The organism is Pseudomonas sp. NFX224 (genome assembly GCF_048565165.1).
In the GTDB taxonomy this organism is placed as follows: domain Bacteria; phylum Pseudomonadota; class Gammaproteobacteria; order Pseudomonadales; family Pseudomonadaceae; genus Aquipseudomonas.
Genome location: NZ_CP183416.1, coordinates 4,319,562 through 4,333,824, shown reverse-complemented (window position 1 = coordinate 4,333,824; position 14,263 = coordinate 4,319,562). Strand labels below are relative to the sequence as shown.

Annotated in this window: 17 protein-coding genes and 1 tRNA gene; 2 read left to right on the top strand and 16 right to left on the bottom strand. The window is 58.3% G+C overall.

Annotated elements, in window-relative coordinates; translation table 11 throughout:
• Positions 1 to 31 precede the first annotated feature (31 nt).
• Entirely contained in the window at positions 32 to 520 is a 489-nt protein-coding gene (locus ACNYC6_RS19780; protein ID WP_419708795.1) for an RDD family protein, read from the top strand.
• 87 nt (positions 521 to 607) lie between these two features.
• Here ACNYC6_RS19780 and nadA read toward each other — a convergent pair whose 3' ends face one another.
• Positions 608 to 1,666 carry a quinolinate synthase NadA gene (nadA, locus tag ACNYC6_RS19775; protein ID WP_419708794.1) on the bottom strand — a complete coding sequence of 353 codons (1,059 nt, stop codon included), beginning with the start codon at positions 1,664 to 1,666 and terminating at the stop codon, positions 608 to 610.
• Positions 1,667 to 1,746: 80 nt separating this feature from the next.
• Here nadA and ACNYC6_RS19770 point away from each other — a divergent pair, with 80 nt between their 5' ends.
• Positions 1,747 to 1,935 (top strand): hypothetical protein, encoded by a 189-nt coding sequence (locus tag ACNYC6_RS19770; RefSeq protein WP_419708793.1) that lies wholly within the window; start codon positions 1,747 to 1,749, stop codon positions 1,933 to 1,935.
• Between the two features lie 3 nt (positions 1,936 to 1,938).
• On the opposite strand, the gene ACNYC6_RS19765 is transcribed toward ACNYC6_RS19770, so the two are convergent.
• The 15 genes from ACNYC6_RS19765 to aspS all read right to left on the bottom strand — a co-directional run bounded on the left by ACNYC6_RS19765 (position 1,939) and on the right by aspS (position 14,205).
• A tRNA-Lys gene (locus ACNYC6_RS19765) sits at positions 1,939 to 2,014 on the bottom strand.
• A gap of 63 nt (positions 2,015 to 2,077) precedes the next feature.
• The gene (gene queC / locus ACNYC6_RS19760) at positions 2,078 to 2,770 is read right to left on the bottom strand and encodes a 7-cyano-7-deazaguanine synthase QueC (protein ID WP_419708792.1); all 693 of its coding nucleotides are present in this window, start codon (positions 2,768 to 2,770) and stop codon (positions 2,078 to 2,080) included.
• Between the two features lies 1 nt (position 2,771).
• Positions 2,772 to 3,419, bottom strand: coding sequence for a 7-carboxy-7-deazaguanine synthase QueE (gene queE, locus ACNYC6_RS19755; RefSeq protein WP_419708791.1), 648 nt, complete (start codon positions 3,417 to 3,419; stop codon positions 2,772 to 2,774).
• Positions 3,420 to 3,585: 166 nt separating this feature from the next.
• A complete protein-coding gene (ybgF, locus tag ACNYC6_RS19750) occupies positions 3,586 to 4,425 on the bottom strand; it encodes a tol-pal system protein YbgF (RefSeq protein ID WP_338582621.1) in 840 nt (279 codons plus the stop codon).
• A gap of 6 nt (positions 4,426 to 4,431) precedes the next feature.
• Positions 4,432 to 4,929 carry a peptidoglycan-associated lipoprotein Pal gene (gene pal, locus ACNYC6_RS19745; protein ID WP_003178634.1) on the bottom strand — a complete coding sequence of 166 codons (498 nt, stop codon included), beginning with the start codon at positions 4,927 to 4,929 and terminating at the stop codon, positions 4,432 to 4,434.
• A gap of 52 nt (positions 4,930 to 4,981) precedes the next feature.
• Positions 4,982 to 6,262 carry a Tol-Pal system beta propeller repeat protein TolB gene (tolB, locus tag ACNYC6_RS19740; RefSeq protein WP_419712987.1) on the bottom strand — a complete coding sequence of 427 codons (1,281 nt, stop codon included), beginning with the start codon at positions 6,260 to 6,262 and terminating at the stop codon, positions 4,982 to 4,984.
• Between the two features lie 17 nt (positions 6,263 to 6,279).
• Positions 6,280 to 7,359 (bottom strand): cell envelope integrity protein TolA, encoded by a 1,080-nt coding sequence (tolA, locus tag ACNYC6_RS19735; protein WP_419708790.1) that lies wholly within the window; start codon positions 7,357 to 7,359, stop codon positions 6,280 to 6,282.
• Positions 7,359 to 7,811 (bottom strand): protein TolR, encoded by a 453-nt coding sequence (gene tolR / locus ACNYC6_RS19730; protein ID WP_162488917.1) that lies wholly within the window; start codon positions 7,809 to 7,811, stop codon positions 7,359 to 7,361. The genes tolA and tolR overlap by 1 nt, the downstream gene beginning before the upstream one ends.
• A gap of 23 nt (positions 7,812 to 7,834) precedes the next feature.
• Positions 7,835 to 8,530, bottom strand: a complete 696-nt coding sequence (gene tolQ, locus ACNYC6_RS19725) for a protein TolQ (RefSeq protein ID WP_007995636.1) — start codon at positions 8,528 to 8,530, stop codon at positions 7,835 to 7,837.
• A complete protein-coding gene (gene ybgC, locus ACNYC6_RS19720; RefSeq protein WP_419708789.1) occupies positions 8,520 to 8,987 on the bottom strand; it encodes a tol-pal system-associated acyl-CoA thioesterase in 468 nt (155 codons plus the stop codon). The genes tolQ and ybgC overlap by 11 nt, the downstream gene beginning before the upstream one ends.
• A gap of 127 nt (positions 8,988 to 9,114) precedes the next feature.
• Positions 9,115 to 10,176 carry a Holliday junction branch migration DNA helicase RuvB gene (gene ruvB / locus ACNYC6_RS19715; RefSeq protein ID WP_419708788.1) on the bottom strand — a complete coding sequence of 354 codons (1,062 nt, stop codon included), beginning with the start codon at positions 10,174 to 10,176 and terminating at the stop codon, positions 9,115 to 9,117.
• A complete protein-coding gene (ruvA, locus tag ACNYC6_RS19710) occupies positions 10,177 to 10,785 on the bottom strand; it encodes a Holliday junction branch migration protein RuvA (RefSeq protein ID WP_056852661.1) in 609 nt (202 codons plus the stop codon).
• Positions 10,786 to 10,899: 114 nt separating this feature from the next.
• Entirely contained in the window at positions 10,900 to 11,424 is a 525-nt protein-coding gene (gene ruvC, locus ACNYC6_RS19705; RefSeq protein ID WP_419708787.1) for a crossover junction endodeoxyribonuclease RuvC, read from the bottom strand.
• Between the two features lie 128 nt (positions 11,425 to 11,552).
• Positions 11,553 to 12,299: a YebC/PmpR family DNA-binding transcriptional regulator gene (locus tag ACNYC6_RS19700; RefSeq protein WP_419708786.1), complete on the bottom strand. Its 747-nt coding sequence runs from the start codon at positions 12,297 to 12,299 to the stop codon at positions 11,553 to 11,555.
• 130 nt (positions 12,300 to 12,429) lie between these two features.
• Positions 12,430 to 14,205 (bottom strand): aspartate--tRNA ligase, encoded by a 1,776-nt coding sequence (gene aspS / locus ACNYC6_RS19695; protein ID WP_419708785.1) that lies wholly within the window; start codon positions 14,203 to 14,205, stop codon positions 12,430 to 12,432.
• Positions 14,206 to 14,263: the final 58 nt, after the last annotated feature.

The following is a 14,263-nucleotide window of genomic DNA, read 5'->3' as shown; positions in this document are numbered from 1 at the left end:
AATGGCTTTCTTTTTCCGCCGAGAGCCTGCCATGTCGAAACACCTGCTTAACCCCCAGGGCGAATTTCCTGCCGCTGGCCTGGGTCGTCGCCTGGCAGCGATGTTCTACGATTTCCTGCTGTGCACTGCGCTGCTGATCGTCACCAGCGGCATCTACAAGATGATCCAGATGTGGATCATCGGTGAAGAAAAAATGCGCACGCTCACTGAGGCAGGCGCGCTCGATGGCGACCCGTTGCTCTCGACGGTGCTGCTGTTCGTGCTGTTCGGCTTCTTCGCCAAATTCTGGACCTACTCCGGTCAGACGCTGGGCATGCAGGTCTGGTGCATCCGCGTGCAGAATGCCGACGGTTCCTCCATCAGCCTGTGGCAAGCGCTGCTGCGCTTTGTGGTGTCGATTGCCTCCTGGCTGTGCGTGGGCCTCGGCTTCATCTGGTCGCTGTTCGACAAGCAACAACGCAGCTGGCATGACATGTATTCCAATACCCAGCTTGTGCGGATTCCAAAGAAACAAAAGTAACGCCCATAAAAAAGATCGCAGCCTTCGGCAACGCCTACACCAATCCCTGTAGGAGCTGCCGAAGGCTGCGATCTTTTGCTTTTGCTCTTAAGCGTTACCTGCCAACTTCATCCGCGCCGCCTGGGTGAAATCGAGCATCCGCTTCAGCGGGCGAATCGCCTGCGGGATCAGCGCCGGGTCGACGAAAATCTGATTCGCTCCTTCCTTCAAGCTCTTCAGCGTGCGCTCAAGCGTATTCATCGCCATCCACGGGCAATGCGCGCAACTGCGGCAAGCCGCGCCGTTACCGGCCGTTGGCGCTTCGATAAAGACCTTGTCCGGGCACAGCTGCTGCATCTTGTAGAAGATGCCGCGGTCGGTGGCGACAATGAGTGTCTTGTTCGGCAGACTCTGTGCCGCTGCGATCAACTGGCTGGTTGAACCGACGGCGTCTGCCAGCTCGATCACCGAGGTCGGCGACTCCGGGTGCACCAGGATCGCCGCATCGGGATACAGCGCCTTCATGTCTTCGAGCTGCTTGGATTTGAACTCTTCGTGAACGATGCACGCGCCGTCCCACAACAGCATGTCGGCACCGGTCTGGCGCTGGATGTAAGTGCCCAGATGCTTGTCCGGGCCCCAAATGATGGTTTCGCCGTTGTCCATCAGGCTTTCGACGATTTCCAGTGCGCAACTGGAGGTCACTACCCAGTCCGCCCGGGCTTTGACTGCCGCCGACGTGTTGGCATAGACCACCACCGTACGCTCCGGATGCTGGTCGCAGAACGCGGAAAACTCATCGACCGGGCAACCCAGGTCCAGCGAGCACGTCGCTTCCAGGGTCGGCATCAGGATTCGTTTTTCAGGGGTGAGGATTTTTGCAGTTTCGCCCATGAACTTCACACCGGCGACCACAACGGTCTTGGCCGAGTGATCTCTGCCGAAACGAGCCATCTCCAGCGAGTCGGAGACACAGCCACCGGTTTCTTCGGCCAGGGACTGAATGACAGGGTCGCAATAGAAGTGAGCGACCAGCACCGCGTCCTGAGCCTTGAGCTCGGCGGCGATGGCGGCACGGTAGTAAGCCTCTTCGTCAGCGGTCAGCGGCTTGGGCTGCTTGGCATCGAGGTGGGCTTGAACCAGGAGGCGTTCGGAAATCTGCGTCATGTTCGCAAGACCTGCAGGCGCATTCGCGCGAAAGTCGAGTATACACCCGGCTCCGGACCCTTCAGGGTACCGCCGGGAAAGTGAGTATTCATCAGGCACGGACAGCGTTGAAGCTGCGCAAGGCTACAGAATATCCGATGGATGCAAAAGATGATTCTGACCTGCGTCATGAAGTGCCGCCCAAGGCCTGGGCAAACACAAATCGCGGGCAAAAAAAAATCCGGAAATCCTCACTTGCGTGGGCCTTCCAGACTTTTAAAACTGCTTGAAAATGGTGGGTCGTGTGGGATTCGAACCTACGACCAATTGGTTAAAAGCCAACTGCTCTACCAACTGAGCTAACGACCCGCTGTGTGGTGGCGCGTATAATACTGATTTTTAAGGACTATTCAACACCTATTTTGAAATAAATCAAAAATAAGGTGTTGGGTCACTGATTCCGGCCGCAGCAAAGCCTTCCGCGCGCAGTCGGCAGCTATCGCATTTGCCGCATGCACGGCCTTCATCATCGGCCTGATAGCAGGAAACGGTCAGGCCGTAATTGACGCCAAGCTTGGTGCCGGCCTGAACAATCTGCGCTTTGCTGAGGTTTTGCAGCGGCGCCTGAATGCGGAAGCCATTGCCCTCTACACCCGCCTTGGTCGCCAGATTGGCCATGCGCTCGAAAGACTCGATGAACTCGGGACGGCAGTCCGGATAGCCGGAGTAGTCCACTGCGTTGACACCGATAAAGATGTCGCGTGCACCCAGCACTTCAGCCCAGCCCAACGCAAGGGACAGGAAAACTGTGTTACGCGCCGGCACGTAAGTGACGGGAATACCTTCGGCCAACTCTTCCGGAATATCGATGCTGCTGTCGGTCAGCGCCGAGCCTCCCATGCCATTGAAATTGAGGCCGATGACCTTGTGCTCGATCACACCCAAATCCCGGGCGACGCGTTCGGCGGCGTACAGCTCGGCGTGGGACCGCTGACCGTAGTCGAAGCTCATGGTGTAGCAGCTATAGCCCTCGGCGCGGGCCATGGCCACCACGGTTGCCGAGTCCAGGCCACCGGACAGCAGGATGACTGCACGTTTTTCCGCGGTGTTCAGTTGTTCAGTCATTTCAGCGCCCCGGCTCGTCATTCCAAAGATATTTATGCAGCTGCAATTGCAAGCGCACTGGCAGGTTGTCCGCCACTACCCAGTCAGCCAGGTCCCGAGCATTGAGATCATGGTGACTTGGCGAAAACAGCACTTCACCGGCACGCTTTTCCAGGCCGTACTGAATCAGCTTGGATACCGACCAGTCATAGTCTTCCCGCGAGCAGATCACAAACTTCACCTGATCGTTGGGCGTGAGCAGCCCTATGTTTTCGTAGCGATTGCGGTGCGCTTCCTTCGACCCCGGAGTCTTCAGGTCGACAACGCGACTGACCCGGGAATCTACCGCCGAGATATCAATGGAGCCACTGGTTTCCAGTGACACTTCGTAACCGGCATCGCACAAGCGCTTGAGCAATGGGATGGCATTGGGTTGCGCCAGAGGCTCGCCGCCCGTGACACAGACATAACGCGGACGGAACCCGGCCACTTGCTCGAGGATATCGTCGAGTGTGCGGATAGTCCCACCGGTGAAGGCATAGGCGCTGTCGCAGTATTGGCAACGCAGAGGGCAACCGGTCAGGCGCACAAAAACAGTGGGCAGGCCGGCAGTCCGCGTTTCACCCTGCAACGAGTAGAAAACTTCGGTGATTCTCAATGTGTCTTGCATAGTCGCCACGGGCGTAACAGCTAAACAGGCTGTCCGCCTCCGTCAGGCACTTCAAGGAACCCCGGCAATGCGCAGATCCCAAAAAGCGTGTTTCATAAAAAGGGCGTGAATTCTAACGAAAAAACCCGCGACAAGCGCGGGTTTCTTCGAAACAGGTCAAGCAGCCTTACATTTTCTGCAGATCGCGCTGGGCCAACTGAGCGGCGGAAGTGCCCGGATACTGGGACACTACCTGCTGCAGAATGCCTTTTACCCGGTCGGTATGACCCAGGCGGCGCTCTACATCAGCGAGCTTGTACAGCGAATCAGGCACTTTGGCGTGCTTTGGATACAGCTGCGAAACCTTGGCAAATGCCTGACCTGCACCTTGCAGATCGCCTTTGGCCAGGTTCACTTCGCCCAACCAGTACTGGGCATTGCCCGCGTATTGGCTGTTCGGGTATTTACGCAGGAATGCGGCGAAAGCCTGGCTGGCCTTGTCGAAATCCTTGGCTTTGATCAGGTCGAAGGCAGCATCGTAGTAGAGCTTTTCCTTCGCCGGATCTGCCGGTTCGCTACCCGCGGCGGGTGCTTGAGCGGCTGCCGCCCCTGCACTTGCGCCGGCTGCTGCAGCGGGCGCGTTCAAATCGCCGCCGCCGGAAGAATTCTCAGGAGTCGCGGCGGGTGCAACACCGGTTCCTATGCGCCGATCAAGATCCTGGTATCGCTCCAGGTTCTCTTGCTTCATGCGCGATACTTCATTTTGCAGAACTTCAATCGCACCTTGCTGGCGCTCGATCTGTTGCTGCATTGATTGCAGTTGGTTGAACAGCTCGCCCTGTGCCGAGACAGGGGCCGAAACCCCTCCCCCGGCATAGGCGCCGTTCGTACCGTAACCTGCAGGCGGATAACTGCTCCCGCTATTGTTATAGCCGGAGTCGTTATCGACCACAGGAACCGCAGCCCACGCCGCAAGCGGCGCGAGACTGAGAGCCAGAACAGTTACAGCACGACGGCACGTTCGCATGACGAATTACTTACGCAGTTCGACGCGACGGTTTTGAGCCCAGGACTGCTCGTCGTTGCCAGTAGCAACTGGACGCTCTTCGCCGTAGGAAACCAGTTCCAGCTGAGCTGGGGAAACACCTTGCAGTACCAGGTAGCGTTGAACGGCTTTCGCACGACGCTCGCCCAGTGCCATGTTGTACTCACGAGTACCACGTTCGTCGGTGTTGCCTTCCAGAACAACGCGAGCGCCGTTTGCTTTCAGGTCTTTGGCGTGAACGTCCAGAGCGCGCATGGCTTCTGGCTTCAGGTCCGAACTGTCGTATTCGAAGTAGAAAGTGGTGATAGCGCGCAGAGCAGCTTCTTCGCTCAGGGAGCCGTCAACTGCACCAGTGTTTGCGCCGTAACCAGCGTTTGGATCTACAGCGCCTTCACCGGCATTGTCGCCGCCTTTGGACGAGCAACCTACAGCTACAGCCATGGCCAGAGCCAGCGCAGCAAATTTACCAAACTTCAGCATTTCCATCGTGAAACTCCTAATGAACCCCAGTGTGTTAAGTACAACGTATAGCGCCGCGTCAGTTCAGGTAAGGGGACCAGGAAGGTTCTCTGACTTCGCCTTGTGCGGTAGGAAGCGGGAGCCTTACGCGTCCATTGATGGACACGAGCATCAAGACTCCCCGGCCCTGCTGGCGGGTGGCGTAGATTACCATGGTGCCGTTGGGCGCAACAGTAGGCGACTCGTCCAGAGTGCTATCAGTGAGGATCTTTACACTACCGCGCTGCAAATCCTGAGCCGCCACTTTGAAATTGGTGAAACCATCCTGGCGGTGAATCATTACCAGGGTCTTTTCGTCAGCCGACAGTTTAGGGTTGGCGTTGTAGTTACCGACGAAAGTTACGCGCTCCGCACCGCCACCACCGACGCTGGTTTTGTAGATCTGCGGTTTGCCGCCACGGTCGGAAGTGAAGTAGATGGTCGAACCATCCTTGCCCCAGAACGGTTCGGTGTTGATGCCGGGACCGCTGGTAACGCGGGTGATCTGACGCGAACCGAGGTTCATCACGTAGATGTCCGGGTTGCCGTCTTTGGACAGCACGAACGCCAGGCGATTGCCATCCGGCGACCAGGCTGGCGCACCGTTCAGGCCTTCGAAGTTGGTGATCTGCTCACGGCGACCGGTGTCGATGTTCTGCATGAAGATGCGTGGACGCTTTTGCTCGAACGAGACGTAGGCGATGCGCTTGCCATCCGGCGCGAAACGCGGCGACAGGATCGGCTCGCGCGATTGCAGCAGGGTCACGGCGCGCGCGCCGTCATAGTCCGAACGTTGCAGCGTGTAGCGCGTGTTCTTCTCGGAAAAGCGCTCGGCCGTCACGTACAGCAGGCGAGTCGAGAACGCACCCTTGATGCCGGTGAGTTTTTCGAACGACTGGTCGGCGATGTAGTGCGACATGTCGCGCAGTTGATCGACGCCGCCCGACACGCTGCCGGTCAGCACTTGCTGCTCGGTGGCGACGTTGAACAATGCGTATTGCACCTGCAGGCGACCGCCCGCCGGAACAATACTGCCGACCATGACGTACTGGGCACCCAGTGCCTTGAAGTCACGGAAGATGATTTCGCTGGCCTGGCTTGGCTGGCTGATCATGTTCTGCTTTGGAATCGGCGAGTAGTAACCCGAGTTGCGCAGGTCGTTACCAATGATTTCGGCCATGTCGTCCGGCAGTACGCTGCCGCCCTGGAAACCGAACGGCACGACGGCGATCGGGGTGGCCCGATCGCTGCCGCTGGTGACCAGAATGTTTTTCTCATCTGCCATCGCCATCCCTGCCAGGCAGCAGATAGCGACAAGCATTCCTCGAAGAAGGTTTCTCACGGGGCTAAATCCTCAGGCGTGAATGTCATCTTGAATGAACGATACGGAGCAAAATCGCTCGGCTTCATTCCCTGCATTTCTGTCAAACGTCCAATATTCTTGACCGCCGCTACAGCGGACGCATCAAACGGACCGTCACCACTGGACTTGGCCACGCTTGCCGAAGTCACTGTACCGTCCGGCAACATGCCGATTTGCAGAACCACTGTCATACCTTTGCGTGCCGAAGGAGGACGAGCCCAGCCTTCCGCCGCACGAAGACGAATCAAATCATCGAAACTGCCGGCGACTTCGTCACCCTGCTCATCCGCCAAGGCCTGTTGACGCTGCGGCGTGTCGGAAAGCAAATCTGCCAGGGCCTGGGCCTTTTTGTCTTCGGTGGATTTACGTGCCGCATCCTGCGCTTTCTTCTTCGCAGCATCGGCAGCAGCTTTCTTCTTCGCTTCATCGGCGACTTTCTTCTTCGCCTCTTCAGCTTCAGCTTTCTTCTTGGCGTCTTCCGCGGCTTTCTTTTTCGCGTCTTCGACGATCTTTTTCTTCGCTTCTTCAGCGGCCGCTTTCTTGGCCTCTTCTTCAGCAGCCTTCTTGGCTTCTTCTTCCGCTTTCTTCTTGGCTATATCAGCCAATTGTTTCTCTTCTGCCTTCTTGGCTTCGGCGGTCTTCTTCGCTTCATCGGCTTTCTTGGCTTCATCAGCCTTCTTCGCCTCTTCCGCTTTCTTCGACTCGTCGGCCTTCTTGGCTTCCTCGGCTTTTTGAGCCGCTTCTTCTTTCTTTTGTTCCGCAGCCTTCACCGCTTCCTGCTCGACCTTCTTCTGCTCCAACTGCTCTACTTCGGTCTGGCGCGCGGCGGACTTCTTCGCCTCACCCGCAATCTTCTGATTGGTCTGGGTGGTTGCCTGACTTTTCGATTTCAGCTGGTACAGGGTCGCCTGGACAATCGGCTTGGCCGGCGGCAACTCAGGCGTGAAGGCAAAACTGACGAACAGCATGCCGAACACCAGCACGTGCAAGCCAATCGCCCAGACACTAGGCCAGAAGTAGCTTTCCGAGGCGGACGGCTCTCGCTGTTGCTGCATCAGGGCGCCTCGGTAATCAAGCCAACGTTACCGACGCCGGCTTTCTGCAACCCGCCCATGGCGCCCATGACGGAACCATAGTCGACACTCTTGTCGCCGCGAATGAACACTTGGGTACGCTTGCCGCTTTCGTTGCCGACGCGAATGATCTTGGTCACCGCATCCGTCATCTGCGGCAGGGTCATCGCGCGATCCTGCTGCTTCTCGGTATCGACTTCGCTACCGAGGTTCCAGTAGTAAGTCTTGTCGGATTTGATGGAAATGGTCAGGACCTGGGTGTTGTTGTCCTGCGGCAAGGCTTCGCTGGAAACCTTGGGCAGATCAACTTTCACGCCCTGATTGAGCATCGGCGCAGTCACCATGAAGATCACCAGCAGCACCAACATCACGTCGATGTAAGGCACCACGTTCATCTCGGCGACCGGCTTGCGCTTTTTGCGAGCTCGAGCGATTAAAGCCATTGGAAATTACCTGCTTATTCTTCGCTGGTGTGCACTTTGCGGTGCAGGATCGCCTGGAATTCATCGGCGAAGGTGTAGTAACGGCCCAGCAGGGTTTCGCTGCGAGCAGCAAAACGGTTGTAAGCGATAACGGCTGGAATGGCCGCGAACAGACCGATCGCGGTCGCGATCAGTGCTTCGGCGATACCGGGTGCCACAGTGGCCAGCGTCGCTTGCTGGGCGGTCGCCAGACCGCGGAAGGAGTTCATGATGCCCCAGACGGTACCGAACAGACCGATATACGGGCTCACGGAACCGACGGTGGCCAGGAACGGCAGGCTTTGCTCGAGCTTTTCTTCTTCGCGGGAAATGGCAACGCGCATGGCACGGGCCACACCCTCCATTACCGCTTCCGGATCAACGCCCGGTTGCTGGCGCAGACGGGAGAACTCCTTGAAACCGGCACGGAAGATCTGCTCGACACCCGAGTCCGGGTCCGGGTTGCTACCCGCCTGACGGTAAAGTTTGGACAGGTCGATACCCGACCAGAAGCGCTCCTCGAAGCTCTCCAGGGCGCGTCGACCGGCACGCAGCAGGTTGCTGCGCTGAAAGATCATGATCCATGAGGTCACCGATGCGGCTACCAGGGTCAGCATTACCAGTTGCACCACGATACTGGCATTACTGACCAGGCTCCACATGGAGGAATGGTCGACGACGTTAGCTTCCACGCTTTATCTCCTGCTTTGAGTGTGTACCCGCGCCGCTCACGTCGGCAAAGGCCGCACGTAGAGCTTCGGGAATGGCCCGGGGTTTTAAACTTTCAGTGCGCACACAGGCCACCAGAAACTGCCCTTCACAGAGCAACGCATCATCCGCAGCCCGCCTGACCTGCTGCTTGAAGCGCAGGCTGACACGGTTCAATTCGATTACTTCAGCACTTACCAGCAGCTCGTCATCCAGTCGCGCCGGCGCGTGGTAACGCGCTTCGCTGGAATGCACGACGAACAACAGGTCCTCCCCTGCCAGCTGCGATTGGGCAAAGCCCAGCTCTCGTAGCCGCTCGGTTCGAGCCCGTTCCATAAACTTGAGGTAATTAACGTAATACACGATGCCGCCCGCATCGGTGTCCTCGTAATAAACGCGACAACGATGTGCGAAAGGCTCAAGCCCGTTTTGCGCGCGCATACTCTAGTGCTTACTCCTCGGGTTGCCAATCCGGCCAGGCAACTGTTTTTCATTGTTCTGCGGCTTTCTCGCAAAAGTACGGTCCTAGGACAGCACAATGCCCGAAAAATCAGCCAGCAAAAGTTAATTAATCGTCCACGGCATCGAGAAACTCGTCTACCACGGGCATCTCGCCTAATCGTGACGGAATGTTTAAGCCGAAGTGCAGGTACGCATGCCGCGTCACCACTCGCCCGCGAGGGGTGCGCATGATGTAGCCCTGCTGAATCAAGTAAGGCTCCAGCACGTCTTCGATGGTGTGGCGTTCTTCACTGATCGCTGCTGCAAGACTGTCCACGCCAACCGGCCCGCCATCGAACTTCTCGATCATGGTCAACAGCAGACGCCGGTCCTGGTGATCGAAGCCACGCTCGTCGACATCCAGCAGGTTCAGCGCCAGGTCGGCAATCGGCTTGGTGATGTGACCCTTGGCGCGAACTTCGGCGAAGTCGCGCACCCGACGCAGCAATCGGTTGGCGATTCGCGGCGTGCCACGGGCACGTCGGGCGATTTCGAAGGCACCCTCCGGGTCCAACGGCAAGCCAAGAATGCTTGCCGAACGACTGACAATCGTCGACAGGTCAGCGTTGTTGTAGAACTCCAGGCGCTGGACGATCCCGAAACGGTCGCGCAACGGATTGGTCAGCATCCCCGCTCGCGTGGTCGCACCGACCAGGGTGAAGGGCGGCAGATCGAGCTTGATCGAACGCGCAGCCGGGCCCTCGCCGATCATGATGTCGAGCTGGAAATCCTCCATTGCCGGGTACAGCACTTCTTCGACAATGGGCGACAGGCGATGGATTTCATCGATGAACAGCACGTCGTGCGGTTCAAGGTTGGTCAGCAACGCCGCCAGATCACCCGGACGCTCAAGGACCGGCCCCGAGGTGCTTTTGATCGAGACGCCCATTTCCTGGGCAATGATGTTGGCCAGGGTGGTTTTACCCAAGCCCGGCGGACCAAAAATCAATGTGTGGTCCAGGGACTCGTTACGCCCGCGGGCAGCCTGGATGAACAACTCCATTTGCTCGCGAACGGTCGGCTGGCCGATGTATTCGGCCAGGCTGACAGGACGAATCGCCCGGTCCTGGACTTCCTCGCGGTCACGGGGGGCGCCCGTGGCGGCGATCAGACGATCAGCTTCAATCACTTAGATCATTCCCTTCAGGGCACGACGAATCATGTCTTCACTGCTCAAGCCTTTCTCCTTGATCGCGGAAATCGCCTTGCTGGCCTCCTGCGGCTTGTAGCCCAGGGAAATCAGCGCGCTGACCGCATCGTTTTCCGCGGTGTTGACCGGCGCTGGCCCGTCCGGCTGGTTCGGCACCAGGGCAAACATCGCCGGCACGGTTTCCCAGGCCTTGAAGCGGTCCTTGAGTTCCACCAACAAACGTTCGGCGGTTTTCTTGCCCACACCCGGCACCTTGGTCAACGCTGAAGTGTCCTGGGACTGCACGCAACGGACCAATTCGTCGACTTCCAGGCTCGACATCAGGGCCAGGGCCAGTTTCGGCCCCACACCATTGAGACGGATCAACTCGCGAAAAAAGTCTCGCTCGCGCTTGCCGACAAAGCCATAGAGTAACTGCGCGTCTTCGCGCACGACCAAATGGGTGTGCAACGTCAGCGGTTCACCGACCGACGGCAAGCGATACAACGTGGTCATGGGCACTTCAAGCTCATACCCCAGACCGTTTACATCCAGAATCAGATGCGGTGGCTGTTTCTCAGCCAGAGTGCCGCGCAAACGTCCAATCACGTTACAAATCCTTGAGCGTTGGCCAGCGCTGGGCCAGCGACTGACAGAGCAAGGGGTTCGTGCCGACAATACAGGCGCAAAACCCTCATTCCAGAAAAATGATTGCTGATGCTATCAGAGACGCAGGCGCCCGCCACGACTGCGTGCCGCCCCCAGGCCATGGGGCAACAGGCTGGAACGGGTGTGAGCATGGCAAATGGCAATGGCCAGGGCATCCGAGGCATCGATTTGTGGCTTGCTGGTCAGCTTCAGCATATGCATGACCATCATTTGAACCTGCTCTTTGTTGGCCGCACCGGTACCGACGACCGCCTGCTTGACCTGGGTCGCGGTGTACTCAGCGATTTCCAGGCGTTCTTCCGCCCCCGCCACAATGGCCGCGCCACGGGCCTGCCCCAGCTTCAGGGCAGAATCGGCGTTACGGGCCATGAACACCTTTTCGATGCCCATGGTCACTGGCTTGTATGTCTGGATAATTTCCCGCACACCGCGGTAGACGATCTGCAGACGCTCAGACAGCTCGCCGGCGCCAGTGCGGATACAGCCGGAGGCCACGTATTCACAGCCACGGCCGGTATCACGAACCACGCCGTAACCGGTGATGCGCGAACCGGGGTCGATACCAAGAATTAAAGTCATAACGCCTGCGGAAAATATAGGTAGGAGCGAGCTTGCTCGCGATGAACGTGACCGAAAACGCAATTCACCTGAATAAGTGCACCGCTCTCGGGTTTTTCGCGAGCAAGCTCGCTCCTACAGTGGACAGCTTAACCGAGCTGTGCGGCGACCGATTCCGGGATTTCGGCGTTGGAGTAGACGTTCTGCACGTCATCCAGGTCTTCGAGCATGTCGATCAGCTTGAGGACTTTCTCGGCGCCTTCCAGGTCCAGTTCGGCGCTGGTGGTCGGCAGCATGACGATTTCGGCGTCATCACCTTTGAAACCGGCCGCTTCCAGCGCATTACGCACGGAGTAGAACCCGGAGAACGAAGTGAACACATCGATGGAACCGTCTTCGTTGGTCACCACGTCATCGGCGTCGGCTTCCATGGCCGCCTCGATCAGCGCGTCTTCATCGACACCGGCAGCGAAGGAAATCTGCCCCTTGCGTTCGAACAGATAGGCCACCGAGCCGTCGGTACCGAGGTTGCCGCCACACTTGCTGAACGCATGGCGAACAGCGGCTGCAGTGCGGTTGCGGTTGTCGGTCATGCACTCGACCATCACCGCCACGCCACCTGGGCCGTAACCTTCGTAGGTCAATTCGACCATGTCGTCGGTATCGGCTGCTCCTGCGCCACGGGCAACTGCCCGATCGATGATGTCGCGACTCATGTTCGCGCCAAGGGCCTTGTCCAACGCCAGGCGCAGACGCGGGTTAGAGCCCGGATCACCGCCACCCTGACGAGCCGCGACAGTCAGCTCACGAATCCACTTGGTGAAGATCTTGCCTTTTTTGGCATCCTGACGTTCTTTGCGGTGCTTGATGTTCGCCCACTTGGAATGACCTGCCATAACTCGCTCCGAATTCTCTTTGAAACATTGCCCGCCACGCTGTTTCGCGCCGGCCGGCAAACAAAAAAATCTTGATCAGCTCTATCTATAAAGAAAGGGCGCATCCACGGATGCGCCCTTCTGGCCAGCCTTACTCGGCCTTTGGCGTTTCGCGCAGACGAATGTGCAGTTCGCGCAATGCCTTGGCATCCACCTGACCCGGTGCCTGAGTCATGACGTCCGCCGCGCTCTGGGTTTTCGGGAAGGCGATCACTTCACGGATCGACTGGGCGCCGGTCATCAGCATCACCAGACGGTCCAGACCGAAGGCCAGGCCACCGTGCGGCGGCGCGCCGTATTTCAGGGCGTCGAGCAGGAAGCCGAATTTCTCTTCCTGTTCCGCTTCGTTGATACCCAGCAGACGGAACACCGTCTGTTGCATTTCTTTACGGTGGATACGGATCGAACCGCCGCCCAGCTCGGTGCCGTTCAGAACCATGTCGTAGGCACGGGACAGTGCGGTTGCCGGGTTGGCTTCCAGCTCTTGCGGGGTGCATTTCGGTGCGGTGAACGGGTGGTGCAAAGCGGTGAAGCTGCCGTCGTCGTTCTCTTCGAACATCGGGAAGTCGACGACCCACATTGGCGCCCACTTGCAGGTCAGCAGGTCCAGGTCGTGGCCGAGCTTGATCCGCAGCGCGCCCAGGGCTTCGCTGACGATCTTCGCTTTGTCGGCACCGAAGAACACGATATCGCCATCGACCGCACCGACGCGATCGAGGATCACGTTGAGGTTGGCTTCAGGGATGTTCTTGACGATAGGCGACTGCAGGCCTTCGACGCCTTTGGCGCGCTCGTTGACCTTGATGTACGCCAGGCCCTTGGCACCGTAGATACCGACGAACTTGGTGTAATCGTCGATCTGCTTGCGCGGCATGCTTGCCCCGCCTGGAACGCGCAAGGCAGCGATACGGCATTTCGGGTCGTTGGCCGGGCCGCTGAACACCTTGAAATCAACTTCCTTGAGCTGGTCGGCAACGTCAACCAGTTCCAGCGGGTTACGCAGGTCCGGCTTGTCGGAACCGTAACGACGCATGGCCTCTTCGAAGGTCATGTGCGGAAAATCACCGAATTCCAGACCCAGCACTTCCTTGAACAGGTTGCGGATCATGGCCTCGGTCAGGCCCATGATGTCTTTTTCATCGAGGAAGCTGGTCTCGATGTCGATCTGGGTGAATTCCGGCTGACGGTCGGCACGCAGGTCTTCATCACGGAAGCACTTGGCGATCTGGTAGTAACGGTCGAAGCCGGCCACCATCAGCAGTTGCTTGAACAGCTGCGGCGATTGCGGCAGGGCGAAGAACGAACCGGCGTGGGTACGGCTTGGCACCAGGTAGTCGCGAGCACCTTCCGGAGTAGCACGGGTCAGGATCGGCGTCTCGACGTCGAGGAAGCCGTTCTCGTCCAGGAAGCGACGGATGCTGGTGGTCATGCGCGAACGCAGACGCAGCTTCTCGGCCATTTCCGGGCGACGCAGGTCAAGGAAGCGATAACGCAGGCGGGTTTCTTCGCCGACGTCGGAGAACTCGTTCAATGGGAACGGCGGGGTTTCCGACTCGTTCAACACTTCCAGTTCGTAGCCCAGGACTTCGATCATGCCCGACGCAATGTTGGCGTTGGTGGCACCGGCCGGACGCAGACGGACCTTACCGGTGATCTTCACAACGAATTCGCTGCGCACGCGGTCGGCGGCGGCGAAGCTCTCTGCGCGGTCCGGATCGAACACGACCTGGGCCAGACCGTCACGATCACGGATATCGAGGAAAATCACCCCACCGTGGTCACGGCGACGGTGGACCCATCCGCAAAGGGTAATTTCCTGGCCTTCCAGGCTTTCGTTCAGTTGGCCGCAATAATGGCTGCGCATCATGGTCGTGGTTTCACTTCTCGTAATTCGAAATTCGGTTGGAGGCCTTGGGCACATCCGC